The organism is Micromonospora coerulea (genome assembly GCF_016598485.1).
GTDB lineage: Bacteria > Actinomycetota > Actinomycetes > Mycobacteriales > Micromonosporaceae > Micromonospora > Micromonospora coerulea.
Map to the genome: position 1 here is coordinate 37,253 of NZ_JAEMUW010000005.1, position 23,996 is coordinate 61,248.

Consider the following 23,996-nt stretch of genomic DNA (forward strand, 5'->3'; position numbering starts at 1 on the left):
GTGCGTGACAGGCCTCGACGCCGACCGGCGACCACAGCACGACACCCCCCAAACCGGTGCCCGGAAAGGCGCCGCAGCCGAACGCGACGCAAGGAAGCGCCGCCAGTGCGAGCGGAGAAGACAGGCGTGACGATCCCGTACCCGAACACCCAGCCGGTGCCGGCCATCGCCGCGGTGACCCCGCCGTCCGGCGCGGCCCGGCCCCGGGTGACCTTCCTCGGCACCGGCTACCTCGGCGCGACGTACGCCATCTGCTACGCGGAACTCGGCTACGAGGTGCTCGGCTTCGACGTGGACGCCGACAAGATCGCCAAGCTGAACGCGGGCGAGGTGCCGATCCACGAGCCCGGCCTGGACGAGCTGCTGCGGCGCAACCTGGCCGCCGGCCGGCTGCGGTTCAGCACCGACATCGCCGAGGCCGCCGAGTTCGGTGACGTGCACTTCATCTGCGTGGGCACCCCGCAGCGCGCCGACGGCATGGGCGCCGACCTGTCGTACGTCGAGGCCTCGGTGACCAGCCTGGCCCAGCACCTGACCCGCAAGGCGCTGATCGTCGGCAAGTCGACCGTGCCGGTGGGCACCGCTGAGTGGGTGGAGCAGTTGGTCGGCAAGCACACCCCGGCCGACCTGGGCGTCGAGGTGGCATGGAGCCCGGAGTTCCTCCAGGAGGGCTTCGCCGTCGACGACGTGCTGCGCCCCAACCGGATCGTGGTCGGCGTGAAGAGCGAGTGGGCCAACGGCATGCTCTACGCCGCCCACAAGGGCGTCTTCGACCTGGCCGCCACCGAGGACCGCGAGGTGCCCCTGGTGGTCACCGACTTCGCCACCGCCGAGCTGGTCAAGGTCGCCGCGAACGCCTTCCTCGCCACCAAGATCTCCTTCATCAACGCGATGGCCGAGGTCTGCGAGGCCGCCGGGGGCGACGTCACCCAGCTGGCCCGCTCGATCGGGTACGACCCCCGGATCGGCAACCGCTTCCTCCAGGCCGGCCTCGGCTTCGGCGGCGCCTGCCTGCCCAAGGACATTCGGGCCTTCCAGGCCCGCGCGCAGGAGCTGGGCGCCGGCGAGGCGCTGCGCTTCCTGCACGAGGTGGACCTGATCAACCTGCGTCGGCGGACCCGGGTGGTCCAGCTGGCCGCCGAGCTGCTCGGCCGCCGCTCCGGCCCGGCCGGCCCGGACCTGTCCGGCACCCGGATCGCCGTGCTCGGCGCCACCTTCAAGCCCAACACCGACGACGTCCGGGACGCCCCGGCGCTGGCGGTCGCCTCGCTCCTGTCCAAGGCCGGGGCGGACGTGCACGTCTTCGACCCGCAGGGCACCGAGAACGCCCGCCGGGCGGTGCCCGAGCTGACGTACGAGGAGAGCATGACCGACGCCGTCGCCGACGCCGACCTGGTCTGCGTGCTCACCGAGTGGGCCGAGTTCCGCAACGCGGACCCGGTCGCCCTCGGCGAGCTGGTCAAGGGCCGGCGGGTGGTCGACGGGCGCAACTGCCTCGACTCCACACTGTGGACCCAGGCGGGTTGGGACTACCGCGGCATGGGCCGCCCCTGACCCCGATCCGACGCGTACGGCCGGCCGTGGAACTGCGCCACGGCCGGCCGCTTCTTTTTGTTGCCCCGAACCCGCCGGCAACTGTCGAAATCCACGCCCGCGCAGGGCATGCTGCGACAGTGGAGGTCCACACTGCGGGCCGGCGGACGGAGGGGTGTCGTGCAGACCTTCAGGTGCGCCTCGTGCGGTCGGGAGATCAAGCCGGCCGTCATCTGCCCGCACTGCGGGGCCGACCAGCCACAGTGGGCCGAGCACCTGGCGGAGATCGAGCGTTCGATCGCGGAGATGAAGGCGCGGGACGCCGAGATCGCCCGCGAGCAGCGGCAGATCGCCGCGAAGATGCAGGCCGCCCTCTTCCAGCGGGACATCCTCGCGCACGCGGGTGAGGAGCGGATCAAGCAGGCCACCCGGCCCCGCCGGGTGCTGCGCCGCCGGCCGGGCCGCCGACCGCCGACCGCCACCACCGGCGCGCCGCCCCGGGTGCCCCGGCAGGGCACCCCGCCGCCCGGCCCGGACGACCTCCCGCCCCCGCCGCCCCCGTCCACCGCGCACTGGCTGGATGTGGACGACCCGGAGCACCCGCCGGAGGCCTCCTCCCGCGAGGTGCAGAACATCCCCCTCGGGCTCGGCGCGCTGCTGCTGGGCGTGGCGGCGGTGGTCTTCGCCGCGGTCGCCACCAGCTCGATGGACGCGCTGGCCCGGCTGGGCGTGCTGCTGGTCGCGACGGTGCTGATGCTGCTCGCCCCGCCGGTGCTGGCCCGCCGCGGGCTCACCTCGACCGCCGAGACGATCGCCGCGGTCGGCCTGCTGCTGGTGCCGCTCGCCGGGTACGCGCTCTGGGCGGTCGACCGGATCGGCGCCGACTCGTCCGGCGCGGTCTTCGCCGGGTCGATCTTCCTGCTGACCACCCTGGTCGCCTTCGGGTACGCCCGCGGGACCGGGCTGCGCGCGCCCCGGTTCGCCACCGTGCTCGCCGCCCAACCGGTGCTGCCGCTGCTGGCGTATGACCGGATCACCGGGCCGGCCGGCTGGGCGCTGGTGCTGACCGTGGTGGCCGTCGTGGATCTCGCCCTGGTCCGTTCGGCGGTGATCGTCGAGCGGCCGGTCCGGCGCGACCTGCCCGCCCCGCCGCCGGCGGCGCCGCGCCAGCGCGCCACCGAGGGTCGCCCGGAGACGGACCCCGAGGAGTCCGCCGAGGTGCTCGGTGCGGAGCCGGTTACCGCCCCGACGCCCGGACCGGCCCGCCCGGTGCCCTGGCTGGGCGAGCTGACCTGGGTGCTGCACGGCGCGGCGGTCGCGGTCGCCCTGGCGTACGCGGTCACCGCGCTGCTGCGCGCCGACACGGTGCCGGTCGCCACCGGGGCGGGCGCCACGCTGCTGCTCGCCGCACTGGTCGGACTCGTCGGCACGCTGGTGCTGCGGCGGCCGCCGCTACCGGACGTCGGTGCCGGCATCCTCACCCTCGCCGTGATCGGGGCGCTGAGCCGCGTCGCCTCGGTCGCCTTCCCCGGCCGGTCGCTGCTGCTCATCGCCGCGGTCATCGCGCTCACCGGGCTGGCCGTGCGGGCCGTACCGGAGGCGGCCCGGCGTGGACCGCAGCTCGCCTCGGCGGTGGCCCTGACGGTCAGCGGGCTGGTGGTGGCCGGTGGCGCGCTCCGCGCCGGGCTGGCCCCGGCGCGGGCGGCCATGCCCGCGTGGTCGGCGGACCTGGATCGGTGGCACGGCACGCTGGCCGAGGCGGTCGGGCCGACCGGGTGGCAGCTCGCCGCCAGCGCCTTCCTGCTCACCATCGCCGCGGTGGTGGCACTGCCCCCGGAGATCCGGCGCGAGTTCGCGGTGCTCGGGGCCGCACTGACCGCGCTCGCCGTGCCGGCCTCCCTCGGGCTGGGCTGGGCGGCGGCCCCCTGGCCGATGCTGCTGGCCGCGGTGGGCATCGGCGTGCTGGGGCTCTCGGCGGACACCGGGCGGGCCGCGGTGGTGCACGCGGTGACCGCCTTCGGGCTGGGCAGCGTCGGCGCCGCGGCCTCGCTGTCCCGTCCGGCACTGACCGCAGCCGCGCTGACCACCCTCTTCCTGGCCGGCGCGCTGGTCTCGCTGACCCCCCGGATCCGGATCGCCCCGGCGGCGGCGGACACGGTCTCCGGCTGGGCCGCCGGCGGGGCGGCGTTCGCGCTGCCCGGTGCGGTCGCCGCGTTCGTCGCCGCCACGGTGCCGGCCGACCCGAGCCCCACGCCGGCGAGCCTGCGCGAGGTCACCGTGCCGGTGCTCGCGGCGAGCTTCCTCGCCGTCTGCGTGACCCTCGGCTACGCGGCCATCGTCCAGGTCGCGCAGCGGCACCTCAGCCTGCCGCACGCGGTGGGCACCGGGCTCGGCGCGCTGGCGGTCGCCGCGGCCGCCTTCGGCGCGCCCGGCACCACCAGCGCCGACGCCTGGGTGGGCGCGTTGCTGCTGGTCGCCGCGGTACTGCTCTTCCTCGCCCCGTCCATCGACCGGGGCCGCCGCGCGGACCTCTCGCTGGACGGATCCGACCTGGCCGCCGCCGCGACCACCGCCGCGCTGATCGCCACCCTCGCCCGGATCGCCGCCGTGCTCGCCCCCGGTGGCCAGCTGGTGGTGGCGGCCGCGTTGGTGCTGGTGGTCGCCGTCGCGGCGCGGGCGATGCCCGAGGAGTGGCGACGCGGGCCGATCCTGGGCATCGCGGTCGGCGGCACGCTGATCGGCCTGATCGCCGGTTGGAGTGCGCTGCGCGGCGGGCTCGGCGTGCTCGCCACCCCGGGTCCGATCTGGGCCGGTGACCTCACCGGCTGGCCGGCCGCGCCGACCGGCGGCGCGACCTGGCAGGCGCCCATCGCGCTGGCGCTGCTGGCCGTCGCCGCGGGCATCCTGCTGCGACCGCCGTGGAAGTACGACGTGTCCGGGGTGGCCGTCGTGCTGGCCACCATCGGCACCCCGGCCGCCTTCGACCTGCCCTGGTGGTCGCCGGTGCTGGTGGGCGCCATGGTCGCCACCGTCTTCGGCATGGCGGCGGTGGCGGCGATCGACCCGCGGGCGGCGCTCTCCCGGGCCACGGTGGCCGGGGTGGTGGCCCTGCACGCGGCCGGCGCCGGGCTGGTCCGCCCGTGGACCACCGCGCTGGCGCTCGGCGGCATCGCGCTGATCGGGGTGGTGGTGGCCGCCCTGGCCCGGGCGCTGGCGCCGCCGCTGGTGGAGGACATCGAGACCGAGGGGATGCCACCGCACCTGGTCCAGGTGGGCGGCGCGGCGGCGGGTGCCGCGCTGCTCGCGCTACCCGGCGCGATGGCGGCCCTGGCCGCCGAGTTCGGCAACACCTCACAGGTGGTGCTCACCGCCGCGCTGGCCGCGTCCAGCCTCGGCCTGGCCACGGTGGCGGTGGTCCGCCGGCAGGTCCCGCAGTACCTGCCGTACGCGAGCGTGGCCGTGGTCGGCGGCGCGACCATCAGCGCGCTGGCGGCGATCCTCACCGGCCTCCCGTCCGGGGTGTACGCGGCCGCGGCGGCGCTGCTCGGCGTCCTCGCGGAGCTGGTCCGGGCCGCCACCACCCCGCCGGTCGGCTCGGCCCGGCCGGTACGCCGCTGGTCGGTGCTGCTGGACGGGGCGTTGCGCCGGCTGCCCGACGACGGGACGGAGCTGCGCTGGCGGGTGAGCCCGGCCGCCGGGGCGCTCGCCGCGGCGATCCTGCCGACCGCGCTGGCGCTGGTGACGCTCGCCCCGCCGTTGCTGGTCGCGCTGGTCGAACCGTTCCGGTCGCTGTCCCGGGTCTGGCAGGGGCCGCCGCCGGAGCTGCTCACCCCGCCGCCCGAGGCGGTGGACCCGACCCACGTGCTGACCGCGCTGCTGCTCACCGCGACCGCCGCGCTCGCCGCCACCGGGTTCAGCGGCGGACGGCGGTCCCGGGCGGTGCCGGTGGTGCTGCCCGGCGCCGCGGTCACCCTCCTGATCACACCGGTGGCGCTCGGGCACGGCTGGCCGGAGAGCGCGCTCGCCGGCCTCACGGTCTTCACCATCTCGATGCTCGGGCTGGCCCTGACCCCGCCGCCACCGCTGGCCGAGCCGGCGCGGTCGCTGCGGGTGGCCCGGGTGCTGGTCTTCGCGATCGGGTTGGCCGCCGGCGGTGCCGGGCTGGCCGGCAGCCTCGCGACCCGGGAGCTGACCCTGTTCACGCTGGGTGGAGCGGTCGGCGTCGGGGTGGTGGCCGCGCTCTTCGGCACCACCCAGCGGGCCCGCATCCTGGGCTGGCTCTTCGCCTCGCTGATGGCGCAGCTCTTCGTGCTCACCCTCGGCCTGGTGATCGGGCTGGCCGCCGTCTGGTCCGCGTTCGGGGTGCTGGCGGTGGGCGCCGCCCTGCAGGTGTTCGCGGCCACCCTGCCCCGGCTGCGCCGCCCCGAGGCGTACCGGGAAGCGGCCACCGTCGAGTGGAGCGGATACGCGGCCGCCCTCATCGCGCTGGCCCTGGCCTTCGACTCCCCCCGGCACATCGCCGCCCTGCTGGCCGCCTGGGGCGCCGTCCTCGGGGTGGCCGCCACCCGCCCGGGCCGGCGGCCGGTGGAGCGGCGGATCCTGTTCTGGGCGGTGGTGGCCTGCGAGATCAGCGCCTGGTGGATCCTGATGCGGGTGGCCGACGTTGCGCTGCCGGAGGCGTACACGCTGCCGTTCGCCGCGCTGGCCCTGCTGGTCGGGGTGCTGGAGCTGCGCCACCGGCCGGACCTGTCGAGCTGGGTCGCCTACGGGCCGGCCCTGGTGGCCGCCTTCGTGCCGACCCTGGCAATCGTGCTGGCCACCGACTCCACCATGCTGCGTCAGGTGCTGCTACTGCTCGGCGCGGTGGCGGTGCTGATCTTCGGGTCGACCAGCCGGCAGCAGGCGCCGGTGATCGTGGGCGCCACGGTCACCGCGATCGCGGCCGTGCACGCGTTGTTCAGCCTCGGCCCGTGGCTGGTGCTGATCCCGGTCGGCTTCGTGCTGCTGGTCCTCGGGGCGAGCAACGAGCGCCGCCGCCGCGCCCAGGAACGCCTCCAGACCGCGCTTCGCGGGATGCGGTGAAACCGGAGGGGCCAGGCGGCGAGATTGCCGTGTTGCGCAGGGTGGGCCGGCCGGGACCGTGAGCGCGGCCGGGCCGGCCGGGACCGTGAGCGCGGTGCGGCGGCCGGCCGGGGCCGTGAGCGCCGGCACGGCGGTCCCGGGTACGGCTGTGGACCCGGCGGCGGCTCAGCCGAGGGAGGCGCGGAGCGCGGCGTCCTTCTCGGCGACCAGCTCCTCCAGGCTCGCCTGGTAGTCGGCCATCCGCTTGAGCAGCGCCGGGTCGCTCGCGGCGAGGATGCGGACGGCGAGCAGACCGGCGTTGCGGGCGTTGCCGATCGACACGGTGGCCACCGGGACGCCGGCGGGCATCTGCACGATCGACAACAGGGAGTCCATGCCGTCGAGGTGCTTCAGCGGCACGGGCACGCCGATCACCGGCAGCGGGGTGACGGAAGCGACCATGCCGGGCAGCGCGGCCGCCCCGCCGGCCCCGGCGATGATCACCTTGAGGCCCCGGTCGGCGGCGTCCCGGCCGTACTCGATCATCTTGACCGGAGTGCGGTGCGCCGAGATCACCGCGACCTCGTACGGCACGGCGAACTCGTCCAGCGCCTCGGCGGCGGCCTTCATGGTCGGCCAGTCGGAGTCGCTGCCCATGATCAGCCCGACGGTGCTCACTCGTGCCCCTCGCGCAGCCAGCGGGCGGCCCGCGCGGCGCGCGCCCGTACGTCGTCCAGGTCGTCGCCGAGCACCGTGACGTGCCCGATCTTGCGGCCCGGGCGCACCTGCTTGCCGTACAGGTGGACCTTGGCGCCCGGCTCGGCGGCGAACAGGTGGTGCAGCCGCTCGTCGATGGAGATCCCGCCCGGCTCGCCGCCGAGCACGTTCGCCATCACCACGACCGGCGCGGCCAGCGAGGTGTCGCCCATCGGGTAGTCGAGCACCGCCCGCAGGTGCTGCTCGAACTGGGACGTCCGGGCGCCCTCGATGGTCCAGTGCCCGGAGTTGTGCGGCCGCATGGCCAGTTCGTTGACCATCAGCCCGGTGGGGGTCTCGAAGAGCTCCACGGCGAGCAGACCGACCACGCCGAGCGCGGTGGCCAGGTCGATGGCGAGCTGCTGGGCGGCGACGGCCAAGTCCTCGGGCAGCCCCGGCGCCGGCGCCAGCACCTCCACGCAGATGCCGTCCCGCTGCACGGTCTCCACCACCGGGTACGCGGCCACCTGCCCGAACGGCGAGCGGGCCACCTGCACCGCCAGCTCCCGCCGCAGCGCGACCCGCTCCTCGACGATCAGCGAGGTGCCCCCGGCGAGCAGGGTGGCCCCCAGCTCGGCGGCCTGCGCCGCGTCGTCGACCAGCCAGACGCCGCGCCCGTCGTAGCCGCCCCGGGCCGCCTTCAGCACCACCGGCCAGCCCAGTTCGTCGCCGAAGGCGACCAGGTCGGCCTGCGCGGTGACCGGTCGCCAGGCCGGGTTCGGGGCACCCAGTTCACCGAGACGCTCCCGCATGACCCGCTTGTCCTGCGCGTGCAGCAGCGCGTCGGCCGGGGGGAAGAGCTTCACCCCCTCGTCGGCGAGGGCGCGGATGTGCTCGGTCGGCACGTGCTCGTGGTCGAAGGTGACCACGTCGCAGCCCTTGGCGAAGGTGCGCAGCGCGGCCAGGTCGGTGTGGTCGCCGTACTGGACGTCGGCCGCGACCAGGGCGGCCCCGTCGTCCGGGGCGAGCGCGAGGACGCGCAGCGACTGGCCGAGGGCGATGGCGGCCTGATGGGTCATGCGGGCCAGTTGGCCGCCGCCGACCATGCCGACGACAGGGAGTCCGGTACGGGGATCCATAGCGCCGCCAGCCTATCGGGGCGGGCCGTGCTCCGACCCGGAGGGCCGGATCATGCCGCCGCGTTCACACGATCCGGCGCGGGTCGCGCGGCACCGCTGCGCACCGTCGCCGAGCGCCGACCGGCCGGTATCAGCCTTCGGGACCGGCGGAACCTGAGCGAGGGGGACCGAGGCCGATTGACATGATCAGCTCATGACGACCCGCGAGACGCTGCGCGCGCTGCCGGTGCTGGCGCACCAGATGCCGTCCTTCGACCCGGCCGGCGCGCCGCCGGAGCCGATGACCCTTTTCGCCGACTGGCTGACCGAGGCCGTCGCCGCCGGGGTGGACGAGCCGCACGCGATGACCCTGTCGACCGTCGACGCCGACGGCGCGCCGGACGCCCGGGTGCTGATCCTCAAGGACCTCGACGCGACCGGCTGGCACTTCGCCACCAGCGCGATCAGCGCCAAGGGTCGCCAGCTCGCCGCCGACCCCCGGGTCGCGCTCACCTTCCACTGGCGGGAGCAGGGCCGCCAGGTCCGGGTCCGCGGCGCCGCCCGGGCCGCCGACCCGGCCGTCTCCCGGCAGGACTTCCTGGCCCGGCCGGAGGGCTCCCGGATCGCCACCCTGGCCGGCCGGCAGAGCGCCGTCCTCGCCGACCGGGCCGAGCTGGACCGGGAGCTGGCCGACGTCCGCGCGCGGCTGGCCGCCGACCCCGACCTGGTCGCCGAGACGCACACCGTCTACGCCGTCGTGCCGACGACGGTGGAGTTCTGGCAGGCCGACCGGGAACGCCGGCACGTCCGGCTGCGCTACCGCCGCACCGAGCGCGGGTGGGACCGCGAGCTGCTCTGGCCGTGACCGGCCGCCGGGTCAGCGCAGCTGGGCGACCAGGTCGTCGACGGAGGTGACCGGCCGGTCGCAGACGAAACCCCGGCAGACGTACGCGGTGGACCGGCCGTCCAGCGCCGGCCGGTCGGCGAGCAGCGGCACGCCTGGTTGGTTGGTCCGGCCCGCCACCGTCACCGCGCCGGGCGGGGCGTACCGGTGCGCCGCGGCGACCAGCGGGTCATCGGCCGGGGCGTCGGTGACCACCGCGATCTCGTACGGCCCGGACAGCAGGGCCTCGCCGACGGTGGCGGCGTACCCGGCGAACCGCGCGTGCCGGCCGACGATCGGCGCGACGGTCGACAGGGCGATCTCGGCGGCCTCCCGGTACCGCACCTCCCCGCTCAGCGCCGCGTACGCCACCAGCGCCGCGACGATCGCCGACCGCCCGGACGGGGTGGCGTTGTCCGTCGGGTCGGCCGGCCGGGTGACCAGCCGCTCGGCGTCGTCGGCGGTGTCGAAGAAGCCGCCGTCGGGCGCGGCGAACCGGGCCAGCGCGACGTCGAGGAGCTGACCGGCGAGTTCCAGCCAGCGACCCTCGCCGGTGAGCTGGTGCATGGCGCAGAACGCCTCGGCCACGCAGCCGTGGTCCTCCAGCACGCCGGCCGGCTCGCCGACCACGCCGTTGCGGGAGACCCGGCGCAGCCGTCCGTCCACGAGGTGCACCTTCGCCAGGTGCTCGGCGGTGTCCCGCAGCGCGCCGTCGGCGACGATGGCGACCCCGTCCATCAGGTTCGCGTCCTCGTCGTCGGGGGACGCGTAGACGGCGGCGACCTGGAGGAACTCGGCGATCGCGGTGATCGCCAGGCCGTTCCAGGCGGCCACCACCTTGTCGTCGCGGGCGGGCTGCGGGCGGGTGTCCCGGGCGGCCAGCAGCCGCCCCACCACCGCCTGCCAGCGCGCGCGCACCGCCGGGTCGGCGTCGTCGACGTCCCGGGCCAGCCGCAGCACGCTCGTCCCGTGCTCAAAGGTGCCTTCCTGGGTGACCGCGAAGAGGTCGGCGGCCCACCGGCCGTCCTCCTCGCCGAGCGCCTCGACGAGCTGGGCCGGCGTCCAGGCGTAGGTGAGCCCCTCGACGCCCTCGGTGTCGGCGTCCAGGGCGGAGGCGAAGCCCTCCCCCGGCTTGTGCAGCTCGTCGGCGAGGAACCGGGCGGTGTCCCGGGCCACCCGCCGGGCCAGCCGGTCGCCGGTGAGCCGCCAGAGCTGGGTGTAGACCCGCAGCAGCAGGGCGTTGTCGTAGAGCATCTTCTCGAAGTGCGGCACGGTCCAGTGCCCGTCGACCGAGTAGCGGGCGAAGCCGCCGGCGAGCTGATCGTTGATGCCGCCGCGGGCCATCGCCTCGCAGGTGTGCCGGACGATCTCCAGACTCTGCGCGGAGCCGGTGCGCTGGTGGTGGCGGAGCAGGAAGAGCAGGTTCATGTGTGGCGGAAATTTCGGCGCCCCGCCGAAGCCGCCGTTGGTCCGGTCGTACTCCGTGGCGAGCTGCGCGGCGGCGGCATCGAGCAGTTCGGCGGTGAGCGGCGCGGTGGTGCCACCGACGGCCTGGGCGCCGCCGATCGCCTCGACCACCGCGGCGCCCTGCCGGAGCACCGCCTCACGCTGGTCGCGCCACGCGGTGCCCACGGACTCCAGCAGCCGGATGAAGTTCGCCCGCGGAAAGTAGGTGCCGCAGAAGAACGGCGTGCCGTCCGGGGTGGCGAAGACGGTCATCGGCCAGCCGCCCTGGCCGGTCATCGCCTGGGTGGCGGTCATGTAGACGGCGTCGACGTCCGGCCGCTCCTCGCGGTCCACCTTGATGGCGACGAAGCCGTCGTTCATCAGCCGGCCCACCGCCTCGTTCTCGAACGACTCGTGCGCCATCACGTGGCACCAGTGGCAGGCGGCGTAGCCGACCGAGATGAGCACCGGCACGTCGCGCCGCTTCGCCTCGGCGAACGCCTCGTCGCACCACGGCCACCAGTCGACCGGGTTGTCGGCGTGCTGGAGGAGGTAGGGCGAGGTGGCGTTGGCAAGTCGGTTCACCCGACGACCATATCGAGCACGCTCCGGTGCCGCTGGCGGAGCGGAGCGGTCGAACCGGGAACGAGCCCCGGTCCCGACCGGGGCGCCGGGGCCGGGGGCTCGGTCAGCTCAGGCCCAGCCGCACCGTGGTCGGGCCGAAGTCGGCCTGCACCGGCTCGTCCCAGAACGGGTCCCGCCCCTCCGCCCGGATCCCCACCTGCACGTCCCCCGGCACCAAGGGAACGTTGTCCGTCAGCACGACCGTCGCCGTCCAGTCCGCCGCCCCGTCCGGCCCACACTCCACCGGAATGCGGAACACGCCGACGGCCGGGCGGGGAGACTGCGTGACGTGGCCGTTGAGGTAGACGGTCGCCGCCTGCGCGCAGCTGAGCGTGCCGTGCACGGCGGCCGTGCCGTCCGGCAGCGCGACGGTCCCGGTCTCGGCCACCGTGACCTGCGGATTCAGCAGCGGCGGCGCGGGCGGGTTGACGACGTGCACCTCGCCCCGGGCGGCCGGCTCGTCGCCGAAGCAGTGCTGCTCGAAGGTGGCGTCGAGCTTCTGCAGATAGTTGTACGGCCCGAACGCGACGTCGTGGATGGTGAACGAACCGGTCAGCTGCCGGCACACCCGGCCGTTGCCGTTGAGGTTCATCCCGGGCGCGCCGCCCTCCTCGTACGGATAGGCCATCGCGCCGGTGTAGGTGTTGCCGGGGGCGAGCAGCCGCGAACCCGCAGCGGACAGGTTCAGGTTCCAGCGCTGGCCGGTCGCGTCGTCGCCGAGGCGGACGGTCAGTTCGTACGGGTTGCCGAACATGGTGATCACGGTGCCGGTGGTGGTGGAGTAGGAGTACGTCTCCCCACCGGTGAGGTACTCGCCCGGATCGCCGCTCACCGTGAAGGTGCCCGTGGCGGGCCCGGTCGGCGGCTCCGCCGAGGCAGGCGCGGCGACCACCAGGCCGGCGGCGCCGGCGGCCAGTGACAGAGCCGCGGCGAGCAGGGCCCGTCGCCAGGAAATCCGCATGCTGTCCTCCCCCGAGAATGGACACGAAGGGCGACGCATTTCGATGCGCCGGCCCGGCCCAAGCCTATGGGGTCCGCGACCCGCGCACTGTCCCGTCCGGCGGTCGCCCGCCCAACCTGTCGACGACCAGCCGGTGGGTCAGGAGGCGCCGTCGGCGCGGAGCGGGAAGACGTTCCGCTGGGCCGTGTCGCGCAGCGACCCGAGCACCGCGCCGATCTTGTCCGCCGGCATCGGCTTGAAGAAGTGGTAACCCTGGGCGGCGGTGCAACCCAGCTCGGCCAGGGCGTTCCGCTGCTCGGCGGTCTCCACGCCCTCGGCGACCACCCGCAGCCCCAACTCGTGGGCCAGTCCCACGGTGGTCCGGACGATCGCCGCCGCCTCCGGCGAGTCGGCCATCCGGACCACGAAGGAACGGTCCACCTTCAGCTCGTCCACCGCGATCCGGGTCAGGAAGGTCAGTGACGAGAAGCCGGTGCCGAAGTCGTCGACGGCGAGCTGCACGCCCATCGCGCGCAGCGTGGCGAGCACCTCGTCGATGATCTCCAGCTCGCTCATCACCACCGTCTCGGTGATCTCCAGGACCAGCCGGCGCGGCGGCACCTGGTGCCGGCGCAGCGCCTCGCCGATCTCCGTCGGCAGCCGGGGATCGAGCAGGCTGCGCGCCGACAGGTTCACCGAGATCGGCACGTCCAGTCCCTCGCGGGCCCAGCCGGCGGCGACCGCGAGGGCCTTGTCCAGCACGTACCGGGTGAAGGCGCCGAGCTGCTCGCTGTTCTCCACGGGGCGGATGAAGTCGGACGGGCCGAGCCAGCCGCGGCGCGGGTGCCGCCAGCGGATCAACGCCTCCACCCCGGTCGGGGCGCCGGTGGCCAGGTCCACCGCGGGCTGCAACGCCAGCACCAGCTGGTCGTCGGCCGCGAGGGCCTCCCGCAGCTCCGCGAGCAGCGCCAGGTGGTCGGTGCTCGCGGCGTCCCGGGTGCTGTCGTACGCGGCGACGCTGCCGCCACCCTCCTTCGCCTGGTACATCGCGATGTCGGCCCGGCGCAGCAGCTCGGTCAGGTCGGCGGTGCCCGCGTCGGCGACCACCACGCCCACGGAGACCTCGACGGACATCCGGACGCCCGCCACCACGGTGGGCGCGGCGAGCCGCTCGGCGATCTCCCGGGCCTGCCGCAGCGCGTACGCCGTCGGCGCGGCGCGGTCGCCGATCACCGGGACGGCGGTCAGGAGCAGGGCGAACTCGTCCCCGCCGAGCCGCCCGAGCAGGTCGCCCGGGCGGGCGATGGCCGCCAGCCGGTTGGCGGTCAGCCGCAGCAGCTGGTCGCCGGCCGCATGCCCGAGCGTGTCGTTGACCTCTTTGAACTGGTTGATGTCGAGCAGCAGCAGCGCCACCGGGTGGTCGTGGGCGAGCCGGCGCAGCGCCTGGTCACCCTGGTCGAGCATGGCGGCCCGATTGATCAGCCCGGTGAGCTGGTCGTGCACCGCCTCGTACGACGACCGCTCGGTGACCAGCCGCAGCTCCCGGTGGGTGGCCGCGTCGTGTAGCGCGGCGGCCAGCGCATCGCCGAACGCCGCCACGGCGTCCCGCTCCCTTGCGCTGGGCGGGGCCGACGGGGCGAAGTGGACGCGCAGCTCCCCCACCTGGACGCTGCCCACGGTCAGCGACCGGACCAGCTCGTGCTCGGCCGGCTCGGTACGCCGCGGCGGGTCCACCTCGCGGTCGCGCACCTGACCGCCGAGGTCCGCCCGGTAGCGCCACCACCGGTCGTCGCCCCGGGCGACGTCGACGTCGACGAGTTCGGCGCCGAACAGGGTGAGTGCGCCGGACACGGCGGCGCTCGCCACGTCCCGCTCGTCGAGCTGGTTGAGGGCGGCGGTGGCCTCCGCGAAGGCCCGCCAGGTACGCCGCTCCTGGTCGGCCCGGAGCCGGTGCCGGTACGTCTGCTGGAGCAGCCAGAGCGGCGGCGGGAGCAACAGCAGCCAGCGGGCGTCCAGCTCCAGCAGCGTGACGACCACCAGGCCGACGGCCACGTTGCCGACGAACATGAGCAGCTTCCCGCGGAGCGCGGCGAGCAGCGGCGGCCCGATCGGGACACCGTGCCGCAGGGCCAGGGTCGCCCCGCCCAGCCAGCCGGTGGTGACCAGGTAGGTCACCGAGCCGGCGGTGAGCGCGAGCGCGAGCGCCGGGGTCGGCGCGGCGAGCAGGGGCCGGCCCAGCGCGCTGGTCACCGCGACGGCGAGCGCGGTGGCGGCGGTCAGCGACCCGGTGATCCGGACGAGTTCCAGCGCCGGTCGACGGTCGGTGAGCAGGGACATCGCCGTCCAGGCGGTACCGGTGCCGAGCAGAGCCGCCGCCGGCAGCCAGCCGGCCGGAGCGAGATAGAGGCAGACGATGAGGGCCGCCTCGCCCCAGGTGATGCTCACCATCCCGGCGGCGGTGCGGAACCGGAGCCGGGCCAGCTGGGCGACGGCGAACGCGGTGCCGGCGAGGCCGAAGCGGACGAAGCCGGGAAGTGGGTCGTCCGGCGGGAGGGACGCCGGAACGGTCAGGCCGACGGTGGCGGCGACCAGCGCGGTGACCACCACTGCGGCGGTCAGCACGACCACCGGGGTCGGTGTGCCCCGCAGGCCCAGCCGATCGGCGGGAGGACCGTCCCGGCCGGAGGTCACGGACCCACCTCGTTCGCGGGCACGCGATGGGCACGCCGGGCGGCCGCTGCTTCGACGGTCATCGGCGCCCCCCTTCCGCGCACGGGTCGGGGACGTTCGGTCCCCCCGGCGGAAGGCTAAGCCAAAGCCGGTGGCCGCAACAGGGGGCGACGACCGGCTTCGACGTGAATCATGCGTGGACTACCCGTTCCGGCGCTGCTGGGAGCCCTTGGGAGCGTTCGTGAGTGATTCCTCCGCGGCGGTCCCGTCTGTCGGATCGACGACTGCCCCGTCGGTCCGGGCCGCGTCGGCCGGACCGGTCTGCTGCGGGAACCGGTCGGGCAGCCGGCGCAGTCGGGCGTTCATGTTGCGGATCAGCAGGACGGTGGCGGTGGCCAGCAGCACGATGAGGAAGAGGCCCATCGGCCCGGCCAGACCACCCGAGCGGGTGTCACCGAAGTTGTTCTCCGCGAGCACCTGGGCAGTGGTCAGCATGGTGTTCCTCCGATGTGCGGCTATCCACCAGCGTAGCCTGGCCGGCCGTCAGCGGGCATGGCACGTCTCGCGTACCCCGGCGAAAAGGTCGGACTCGGGCAGCGGGCTGTCCACCAGCGAGCGGGCCAGCTCATAGTCCTCGGTCGGCCAGGCGCGCCGCTGGAGATCCATCGGGACGTGGAACCAGAAGCCGTCCGGGTCGATCTGGGTGGCGTGGGCCCGCAGGGCGTCGTCGCGGACCGGGAAGTACTCGGCGCACTCGACCCGGGTGGTGATCCGGGGGCCCTTGTCGGGGCGATCCTCCCAGCGCTTGAGCCACTCCTCGTACGGCGACTCCAGGCCCGCGGCGAGCATGCCCTCGTGCAGCGCCATGATCTTGCCCTTGGAGAACCCGATGTCGTAGTAGAGCTTCAGCGGCTGCCAGGGCTCGCCCAGCTCCGGGTAGCGCTCCGGGTCGCCGGCGGCCTCGAAGGCGGCGACCGTCACCTTGTGGGTCATGATGTGGTCCGGGTGGGGGTAGCCACCCTCCTCGTCGTACGTGGTGACCACGTGCGGGCGGAACTGCCGCATCAACCGCACCAGCGGGGCGGCCGCGACCTGCACGTCCTGCAGGGCGAAGCACCCGCCCGGCAGCGGCGGCAGCGGGTCGCCCTCCGGCAGCCCGGAGTCGACGAAGCCGAGCCACGCCTGCTCGATGCCGAGGATCGCGCGGGCGGCGTCCATCTCGGCGCGGCGGATGTCGGCGATGTTGGCCCAGACGTCCGGTCGGTCCATCTTCGGGTTGAGCACGCTGCCGCGCTCACCGCCCGTGCAGGTCACGACCAGGACATCAACCCCTTCGGCGACGTATTTCGCCGTGGTCGCGGCGCCCTTGCTCGACTCGTCGTCGGGATGGGCGTGCACGGCCATGAGACGCAACTGCTCTGCCACCTTCGGCACTCCTCGTCTGTGCCCGTCGGGCGACCCGACCCCGGGTAACCCGGCTGACCTGCCGGAATCTCCCCCGCGCCCGGAAAATCACCCGTGCCGACCTGTCCGCGTCACCGCCGACCTGCCATCCTTGGGTCAGCGCCGGGCTGGGAAGATGGACTCTGCCATTCTTGCCGATGCCGCCGACAACAACGCCAGGAGATACCCGCCGGTGAGCGAGACGCACGCCACAATCACACCGGGCGCGCCGGTCTTTCCGCCCGGCCGGTACGGTCGCCGCCGCGAACCCGGACGCCGCAGGCCGCTGCTCGCCGCGCTGCTGGCGGCCCTCCTGCTCGCCGGCTTGGGCCTGCTGACGGCGAAGCTCTACACGCAGTACGGCCACCCGGAGTACGACGCCATGGTGATCACCTACACGGAAATCACCGACCAGCAGGTGGTGGTCGACTTCCGGGTCACGGTGCCGGCGGGCGGCTCGGCGACCTGCGTGCTGCGGGCCCGGTCCTCCGACGGCGCCGAGGTGGGACGCCAGGAGGTCACGGTGACCGCCCGGCCGGGCGAACGCCGGGTGGACGCCCGGCACCGGCTGGCCACCACCGCCCGGCCGTTCATCGGCGAGGTGCTGCGCTGCCGGCCCGCGGCCTGACCCGCCCGACGACCCGTCCCGTCGCCGGCACCCCCAGGTGATCGGCGACACCCCGGAGTGGCCCGCACTGGTAACTTGGTAATTCACGTGTCAGCCAGTCCCGCACCAACCGAGGAGGACCGCCTGTGTCCACGAATGGCAACGAGGCGCCCGCCACCTGGCTGTCCCAGGACGCGTACGACCGCCTCCAGGCCGAGCTCGACGAGCACATCGCGAACCGGCCGGTGATCGCCGCCGAGATCAACGCGCGGCGTGAGGAGGGCGACCTCCGGGAGAACGGCGGCTACCACGCCGCCCGCGAGGAGCAGGGCAAGGCCGAGGGGCGCATCCTCTACCTCAAGGAGCTGCTCCGCACGGCCAAGGTTGGCGCGGCCCCGACCGCCGACGTGGTGTCGCCCGGCATGGTGGTGACGATCTACTTCGACGACGACGCCGACGACACCGAGACCTTCCTGCTCGGCTCGCGGGAGATCGCGTCCACCACCGACCTGACCGTCTACAGCCCCGAGTCCGCGCTGGGCAAGGCGATCCTGGGCGGCCGCGAGGGCCAGACCTGCACCTACACGGCGCCCAGCGGCGCCGACATCAAGGTGACCGTGGTCAAGTTCGAGCCGTTCTCCGGCTGAGCCCCACACCCGGACCCGCGCCGGCAGGCCCGGGCCCGACCCCCGACCTGGCTGACAGGCCGGTCGGACCCGACTGCCACCCCGCCCCGGCCGTACCACGGCCGGGGCGGTCGCATCTTCCGGCTACCGGCGGCGTCACGCCTCGGCGGCGAAGACCACCTGGTAGCCGCTGGCCCGCAGCGCGCTGATCAGCGTGTCGGAATGCTCCACACCTCTGGTCTCCACCGACAGGGCCACCTCCACCTCGCCGAGGCGCAGGTGCGGGTTGGCCCGCTGGTGCTCCACGTCGACCACGTTGGCCCGATGCTCGGCGATCTCGCTCAGCAGCGAGGCGAGCTGACCCGGCCGGTCTGAGCAGCGCACGGTGACCCGCAGGTACCGGCCGGCCGCCGCGAGGCCGTGCTCGATCACCCGGAGCATCAGCAGCGGGTCGATGTTGCCGCCGGAGAGCACCGCCACCACCGGTGCCTGCACCTCCACCGCGCCGGCCAGCAACGCGGCCACGCCGACCGCCCCGGCCGGTTCCACCACCTGCTTGCCGCGCTCCAGCAGCATCAGCAGCGCCCGGGAGATGTCCTCCTCGGAGACGGTGACGATCTCGTCGACCAGCTTGCTGACGTGGGTGAAGGTCAGCTCGCCGGGGCAGCCGACGGCGATCCCGTCGGCGATCGTGGAGAACGACGGCAGCCGTACGGGCTTGCCGGCCTTGAGCGAGGGCGGGAAGGCCGCGGCGGTCGCGGCCTGCACCCCGATCACCCGTACGTCGGGGCGCAGCGCCTTGGCGACCACTGCGATGCCGGAGATGAGGCCGCCGCCGCCGACCCCGGTGACGATCGTCTTCACGTCGGGGCACTGCTCGAGGATCTCCAGCGCCACCGTGCCCTGCCCGGCGATGACGTCCCGGTGGTCGAACGGGTGGATCAGCACCGCCCCGGTCCGCTCGGCGAAGGTCTGCGCCGCGACCAGCGACTCGTCCACCGTGTTGCCGACCAGCTCCACCTGGGCGCCGTACCCCTTGGTGGCGGCCACCTTCGGCAGCGGCGCGTTGATCGGCATGAAGACAGTGGCGTGGGTGCCGACCAGGCCGGCGGCGAGCGCCACCCCCTGCGCGTGGTTGCCGGCGCTGGCCGCCACCACGCCGCCTTCCCGTTCCTCGGCCGAAAGCCGGGAGATCCGCACGTACGCGCCGCGCACCTTGTACGACCCGGCGCGCTGCACGTTCTCGCACTTGAGCCAGGCCGGCCCGCCCAGGGCGGCGGTCAGCGGCCGGGAGGGCTCCAGCGGGGTGGTGCGCGTGACGCCGGCGAGCAGCTCCCGCGCGGCCTGTACGTCGGCGAGACCGACCAGTTCCGTCATGCCCCGATCGTGCCACCCGCCGCGCCGACGGCCGGCGGCGACGCCACCGGCGCGTCGGTCGGTGGGTGCGCGGGCGCCTCGGTCACGTCGGTCGGCGCGTACGGCGACGGCTCGGTGACCGGCGCGGGAGTCGGGGCGGACGCGGCCGGGGCGGCCACCCAGGCCGGGGCGCCCGGCCAGACCGCGCTGCCCCGGGCGATCCGCGCCTGCTGGGCGGCGGAGACCCGCAGCACCAGCACGATCAGCGACACACCGGCGACCAGGCAGGCCACCGCGGGTACCAGGTTGCCCAGCGCGACCTCCTGGTAGTGGTCGGCGTAGCGCTGGAAGTCCGCCGGGGTGGGCGGGTCGGGCAGCAGCAGTTGACCGCGCGCGGCGCGGAGACTGGTGAACAGGTCCGCGACGCCGAAGACCAGCCAGCCCAGCCACCAGAGGGCCACCAGCCCCCGGCCGCGGCCCCGGCTGTCCCGGACGATGTCGGCCATCATCTTGGCGGGCACGACGAGGCTGGCCAGGGGCACCCACCAGCCGGTGATCGCCCAGTGGGCGTTGAGGTGTGGCCGGACCCCCGGGAACGCGTCGGTGTTCTTCCGCGCCCGGAACATCCAGATCATCACCAGCACCGCGGTGGTCAGGTAGAGCAGCAGGTACGGCACGTTGAGGAGACCCTCGGCCACGGCGGCGCCGCGCAAGGCGTCCGCGTCGTCGGCCGTCGCGGCGCGCCGGGCCAGCACCGCCTCGACGGCCGGGAAGGCCGCCAGCAGCACGTACAGCAGCGTCGTCAGGCCCAGGCCGATCGCCGCGGCCAGCCCGATGCCGCGTACCGAGTTGGTGGCGATCCCCGGCGACAGGGTCGGACGGCCGTCCAGCGGCGTACCGCACCGCTGGCAGTCGGCGAAGGCCGGGGACGTCTCGTCCCCGCAGGTCTGGCACCGCATCGCGTCCCCCGTGTACGTGTGAAGTCGCGCACACGGTAGACGATCATGCGGTGGCCGGCGACCCCGTCTCCACCCGCGGGTAGCCCGGGGCATGCCGCTGCCACGGGGCCTGCATCTCGAACTGGCCGGCGATGCCGAGCAGCAGCAGCTCCGAGCCGGGCGGCCCGACCAGCTGCACGGCGACCGGCAGCCCGTCCGGCCGGCGGCCGACCGGCACCACGATGGCGGGCAGGCCGGCGATGTTCCACGGGGCCGCGTACGGGGCGTACCCGATGTTGGCCTTCATGTTCGCCACCCAGGAGCGGCCCGCCCAGCCGGCGGCCTCCGGTGGCGTCCCGGCCAGCGCCGGGGTGAGCAGCAGGTCGACCGAGTGGTCGGCGAAGAAGTTCACCGAGCGGTCGCGCCAGGCGGCCCGGTCGGCCTCCCGGACGTACCCGCGCCGCTGCGCCCACTCGCCGAGCGCCACGTGCCGGCGGCTGCGTCGTTGCAGGACGCCCCGCTCCAGCCCGGCGGCCTGCACGTCGGCGGCGGCCGCGGCGAACCAGGTGGCGATGCCCGCCAGGCCGAGCCGGGTCGGGTAGACCGGGTCGGCGGGGACGGTGTCGTGCCCGGCCGCGGCGAGCAGCCGTCCCGCGGCGGCCACCGCGTCCCGGTTCGGCGCATCGGGCGAGACGCCGCGCACCGGGGAGCGCAGCGAGACGCCGACCCGCAGCCGCGGCGGCTGCTCCAGCTTGTCGGGGCGGCGGCCGGCGAGGACCGAGAAGCCGACGACCGCGTCGGCCACCGTGCCGGTGAGCACGCCGTGCTCGGTGAGGCCGAACCAGTCGTCCGCGCCGAGCTGGCAGGGCACCACGCCCCGGCCGGGCTTGAGCCCGACCAGGCCGCAGCAGGCCGCCGGGATGCGGATCGAGCCGAGGCCGTCGTTGCCGTGCGCCATCGGCACCAGGCCCGCGGCGACCGCGGCGGCCGCGCCGCCCGAGGAACCGCCCGGGGTACGGCGCGGGTCCCACGGGTTGCGGGTCACCCCGGTCTCGTCGTCGGTCAGCGCCCAGAGGCCGAGCTCCGGCATCCGGGTCACCCCGAGGATCACCGCGCCGGCGCCGCGCAGCCGCCGGACCACCTCGTGGTCGGCTTCCGCGACGGCGGTACGCACCGCCGCCGACCCGTTCCAGGTGGGCAGGCCGGCGACGGCGGTGTTCTCCTTGACCGCGACCGGCACCCCGGCCAGCGGGAGGTTGGCCAGGTCCTCCTGCTCGTCGACCTTCTCCGCCTCGGTGATCGCCTCCCCGCCGCGCACCGCGCGGAACGCGGCGAGCTCGGCGTCGGCCCGGGCGATGTGGTCCAGGTGGTCGGCGACCACCTGGGTGGCCGAGACGTCGCCCCGGCGTACGCCCCGGGCGATCTGTTTCGCGGTCGCCCCCACCCAGGTCGGCATGATGTCCTGCACGGCCACCCTCCCCAGCCAGCGGTCAGCCCAGCGCCTGCTCCAGATCGGCAAGCAGGTCGTCAACCGTCTCGATGCCGACAGACAGTCGCACGAGATCGCCGGGAACTTCAAGCGGCGAGCCGGCAGCACTTGCGTGTGTCATCCGACCCGGGTGCTCGATCAGGGACTCCACCCCGCCCAGCGACTCGGCGAGCACGAAGAGCTTCGCCCGGTTGCAGATCTCCACCGCGTGCTCCTCGCCGCCCGCCGCGCGGAAGGAGATCATGCCGCCGAACCGGCGCATCTGCTTGGCGGCCACCTCGTGGCCGGGGTGCGCGGGCAGGCCTGGATAGATGACCTGACCGACCCTGGCGTGCCCGTCCAGATAGGCGGCGATCCGCTCCGCGTTGTCGCAGTGCCGGTCCATCCGTACCCCGAGGGTCTTGATGCCGCGCAGGGTGAGCCAGGCGTCGAACGGGCCGTTGATCGCACCCATCGCGTTCTGGTGGTAGCGCAGCTCGTCGCCGAGTCCGCTGTCCGCGGCGATCAGCGCGCCACCGACCACGTCGGAGTGTCCGCCGATGTACTTGGTGGTCGAGTGGACCACCACGTCGGCGCCGTGCGCGAGCGGCTGCTGCAGGTACGGCGAGGCGAAGGTGTTGTCGACCACCAGCAGCGCACCGGCGTCGTGCGCGACGGCGGCCAGGGTGGCGATGTCGGCGATGCCGAGCAGCGGGTTCGTCGGCGTCTCCACCCAGACGATCTTCGTGGTGGCGCGGATGGCGGCCCGGACGGCGTCGGTGTCGGAGACCTTCGCCGGGGTGTAGTCCACCCCCCAACGCTCGGCGACCCGGGCGAAGAGCCGGTAGGTGCCGCCGTACGCGTCGTCCGGGATGACCACGTGGTCACCCGGCTTGCAGACGGTACGCAGCAGGGTGTCCTCGGCGGCCAGCCCGCTGGCGAAGGCGAGCCCGACCGGGCCGCCCTCCAGCGCGGCCAGGCACTCCTGGAGCGCGTCCCGGGTGGGGTTGCCGGAGCGGCTGTATTCGTAGCCCTGCCGGGGCGCGCCGACGGCGTCCTGGGCGTAGGTGCTGGTCTGGTAGATCGGTGGGATCACCGCGCCGGTGCGGGCTTCCGGGTCCTGACCGGCGTGGATGGCGAGCGTCTCGAAGCCGTGACTCATTCCGCAGACGTTAGTCCTCTCGTTTGTCCCAGCGGATGGAACCTGGGCGCGGGTCACATCCGCTTGCCGGTGGAGCCACCCGACGACGTCGGTCGCGGCCACCGGCGATGCCGTGAGCGATTCACCTTCGGGTCGGACAAGTCCGGCGGCACACCGGTCGAGCGCCTAACCTGGCCCGGTGAGCGGGTGCGTGTTCTGCGGGATCCTGGCGGGCGAGGTGCCGGCGTTTCTCGTCGCCGACGAGGCGGACGGCGTCGCGTTCCTGGACACCCGGCCGGTCTTCAAGGGCCACGTGCTGGTGGTGCCGCGGACCCACCTGATCACGCTGAACGACCTGCCGGCGGAGGCGCTGGCCGGCTACTTCGGGGTGGTGCAGCGGCTGGCCCGCGCCGTGGAGACCGGCCTGGGGGCCGGTGGCACATTCGTGGCGATGAACAACAAGGTGTCCCAGTCCGTCCCCCACCTGCACACCCACGTCGTACCGCGGACCAAGGGCGACGGCCTGCGCGGCTTCTTCTGGCCGCGGACCCGCTACACCGACGACGCCGAGGCCGAGGGCTTCGCCCGGCGGGTCGCCGCGGCCCTGCCCGCCTGAGCACCAGCGGGGCGGGTAAGGAAGTCGGACCCGCGGGTGTTGCATGCGGGCAGAGGTACGAGAGGAGTTCCACCGTGTTCCTTCGCCGCATGAAGGCTGAAATGCCCACCCCCGACCAGGCCCTGCCGGGCCGGCCGCTCGCGATGCCGGTTGCTGACCGGCACGAGGTGCTGCCGTCCTCGCTGAAGGGCCCGTTCGCGGAGGGCGCGCAGGTCGCGGTCTTCGGCATGGGCTGCTTCTGGGGTTCTGAGCGGTTGTTCTGGACCCTCCCGGGGGTGCTCACCACGTCGGCCGGTTACGCGGGTGGCTATACCCGGAACCCCACGTACGAGGAGGTCTCCTCGGGGATGACCGGGCACGCCGAGGTCGTCCAGGTGGTCTACGACCCCACGAAGATCGCCTACGAGGACCTGCTCAAGGTCTTCTGGGAGAACCACGACCCGACCCAGGGCATGCGCCAGGGCAACGACGTCGGTACCCAGTACCGGTCGGCGATCTACACCACCACCGAGGAGCAGGCCGCGACGGCGCGGGCCTCCCGGGACGCGTTCGCGCCGATCGTGGCGCGGGCCGGCAAGGGTGAGATCACCACGGAGATCGCCCCGCTCGGCGACTACTACTTCGCGGAGGACTACCACCAGCAGTACCTGGCGGCGACCAAGAACCCGAACGGCTACTGCAACCACGGGCCGAACGGGCTGAGCTGCCCGGTCGGGGTGGCGCGTACCGCCGGCTGACCGAACTGATGTCCGTTTCCCGGGCCTGCGGTGTTTGTCACACCGCGGGCCCGGCCGGATTCGGGCACCGGGCAGGCCGCCGGCAGGAACGTC

General features: G+C 74.4%; 18 protein-coding genes. 7 read left to right on the plus strand and 11 right to left on the minus strand.

From position 1 onward, the window contains the following. Positions 1 to 126 precede the first annotated feature (126 nt). Complete coding sequence (locus I8N68_RS08655; RefSeq protein ID WP_200209353.1) at positions 127 to 1,554, plus strand: UDP-glucose dehydrogenase family protein; 1,428 nt, start codon at positions 127 to 129, stop codon at positions 1,552 to 1,554. Between the two features lie 159 nt (positions 1,555 to 1,713). Beyond that, entirely contained in the window at positions 1,714 to 6,615 is a 4,902-nt protein-coding gene (locus I8N68_RS08660; RefSeq protein WP_200209354.1) for an SCO7613 C-terminal domain-containing membrane protein, read from the plus strand. A gap of 165 nt (positions 6,616 to 6,780) precedes the next feature. Here the strand turns inward: I8N68_RS08660 and purE are convergent, their stop codons facing one another. Further along, complete coding sequence (purE, locus tag I8N68_RS08665; RefSeq protein ID WP_200209355.1) at positions 6,781 to 7,272, minus strand: 5-(carboxyamino)imidazole ribonucleotide mutase; 492 nt, start codon at positions 7,270 to 7,272, stop codon at positions 6,781 to 6,783. Beyond that, positions 7,269 to 8,429 (minus strand): 5-(carboxyamino)imidazole ribonucleotide synthase, encoded by a 1,161-nt coding sequence (locus tag I8N68_RS08670; protein WP_200209356.1) that lies wholly within the window; start codon positions 8,427 to 8,429, stop codon positions 7,269 to 7,271. The genes purE and I8N68_RS08670 overlap by 4 nt, the downstream gene beginning before the upstream one ends. Positions 8,430 to 8,622: 193 nt before the next feature. Between I8N68_RS08670 and I8N68_RS08675 the strand changes: the two genes are divergently transcribed. Further along, positions 8,623 to 9,273: a pyridoxine/pyridoxamine 5'-phosphate oxidase gene (locus I8N68_RS08675; protein WP_200209357.1), complete on the plus strand. Its 651-nt coding sequence runs from the start codon at positions 8,623 to 8,625 to the stop codon at positions 9,271 to 9,273. Positions 9,274 to 9,285: 12 nt separating this feature from the next. Here I8N68_RS08675 and I8N68_RS08680 read toward each other — a convergent pair whose 3' ends face one another. From I8N68_RS08680 to mca, 5 genes are all read right to left on the minus strand, one after another. Beyond that, positions 9,286 to 11,322, minus strand: coding sequence for a thioredoxin domain-containing protein (locus I8N68_RS08680; protein WP_200209358.1), 2,037 nt, complete (start codon positions 11,320 to 11,322; stop codon positions 9,286 to 9,288). 103 nt (positions 11,323 to 11,425) lie between these two features. Next, positions 11,426 to 12,322 (minus strand): hypothetical protein, encoded by an 897-nt coding sequence (locus I8N68_RS08685; protein ID WP_200209359.1) that lies wholly within the window; start codon positions 12,320 to 12,322, stop codon positions 11,426 to 11,428. Positions 12,323 to 12,460: 138 nt separating this feature from the next. Continuing rightward, complete coding sequence (locus tag I8N68_RS08690; RefSeq protein ID WP_234039210.1) at positions 12,461 to 14,956, minus strand: putative bifunctional diguanylate cyclase/phosphodiesterase; 2,496 nt, start codon at positions 14,954 to 14,956, stop codon at positions 12,461 to 12,463. Between the two features lie 216 nt (positions 14,957 to 15,172). After that, positions 15,173 to 15,466: a hypothetical protein gene (locus I8N68_RS08695; protein ID WP_200209361.1), complete on the minus strand. Its 294-nt coding sequence runs from the start codon at positions 15,464 to 15,466 to the stop codon at positions 15,173 to 15,175. 48 nt (positions 15,467 to 15,514) lie between these two features. Next, positions 15,515 to 16,396, minus strand: coding sequence for a mycothiol conjugate amidase Mca (gene mca / locus I8N68_RS08700; RefSeq protein ID WP_200209362.1), 882 nt, complete (start codon positions 16,394 to 16,396; stop codon positions 15,515 to 15,517). Positions 16,397 to 16,607: 211 nt separating this feature from the next. Between mca and I8N68_RS08705 the strand changes: the two genes are divergently transcribed. Both I8N68_RS08705 and greA read left to right on the plus strand, forming a co-directional pair. Continuing rightward, complete coding sequence (locus tag I8N68_RS08705; protein WP_200209363.1) at positions 16,608 to 17,042, plus strand: DUF4307 domain-containing protein; 435 nt, start codon at positions 16,608 to 16,610, stop codon at positions 17,040 to 17,042. A 125-nt stretch (positions 17,043 to 17,167) separates the two neighbouring features. Beyond that, on the plus strand, positions 17,168 to 17,668 hold the full coding sequence (gene greA, locus I8N68_RS08710; RefSeq protein ID WP_200209364.1) for a transcription elongation factor GreA: 501 nt from the start codon (positions 17,168 to 17,170) through the stop codon (positions 17,666 to 17,668). 135 nt (positions 17,669 to 17,803) lie between these two features. Here the strand turns inward: greA and ilvA are convergent, their stop codons facing one another. Genes ilvA through I8N68_RS08730 form a run of 4 tightly spaced genes read right to left on the minus strand, consistent with a single transcriptional unit; the run spans position 17,804 to position 22,571 of the window. Continuing rightward, on the minus strand, positions 17,804 to 19,024 hold the full coding sequence (gene ilvA, locus I8N68_RS08715; protein WP_200209365.1) for a threonine ammonia-lyase: 1,221 nt from the start codon (positions 19,022 to 19,024) through the stop codon (positions 17,804 to 17,806). Next, a complete protein-coding gene (locus tag I8N68_RS08720; RefSeq protein WP_200209366.1) occupies positions 19,021 to 19,962 on the minus strand; it encodes a DUF4328 domain-containing protein in 942 nt (313 codons plus the stop codon). Before I8N68_RS08720 ends, ilvA begins: the two co-directional genes overlap by 4 nt. 43 nt (positions 19,963 to 20,005) lie before the next feature. Then, positions 20,006 to 21,415, minus strand: coding sequence for an amidase (locus tag I8N68_RS08725; RefSeq protein WP_200209367.1), 1,410 nt, complete (start codon positions 21,413 to 21,415; stop codon positions 20,006 to 20,008). A gap of 16 nt (positions 21,416 to 21,431) precedes the next feature. Further along, on the minus strand, positions 21,432 to 22,571 hold the full coding sequence (locus tag I8N68_RS08730; protein WP_200209368.1) for a cystathionine gamma-synthase: 1,140 nt from the start codon (positions 22,569 to 22,571) through the stop codon (positions 21,432 to 21,434). Positions 22,572 to 22,749: 178 nt separating this feature from the next. On the opposite strand from I8N68_RS08730, the gene I8N68_RS08735 reads away from it, so the two are divergent. Beyond that, positions 22,750 to 23,166, plus strand: coding sequence for an HIT family protein (locus I8N68_RS08735; protein ID WP_200209369.1), 417 nt, complete (start codon positions 22,750 to 22,752; stop codon positions 23,164 to 23,166). Positions 23,167 to 23,240: 74 nt separating this feature from the next. Continuing rightward, positions 23,241 to 23,903: a peptide-methionine (S)-S-oxide reductase MsrA gene (gene msrA, locus I8N68_RS08740; RefSeq protein ID WP_200209370.1), complete on the plus strand. Its 663-nt coding sequence runs from the start codon at positions 23,241 to 23,243 to the stop codon at positions 23,901 to 23,903. Positions 23,904 to 23,996 lie beyond the last annotated feature (93 nt).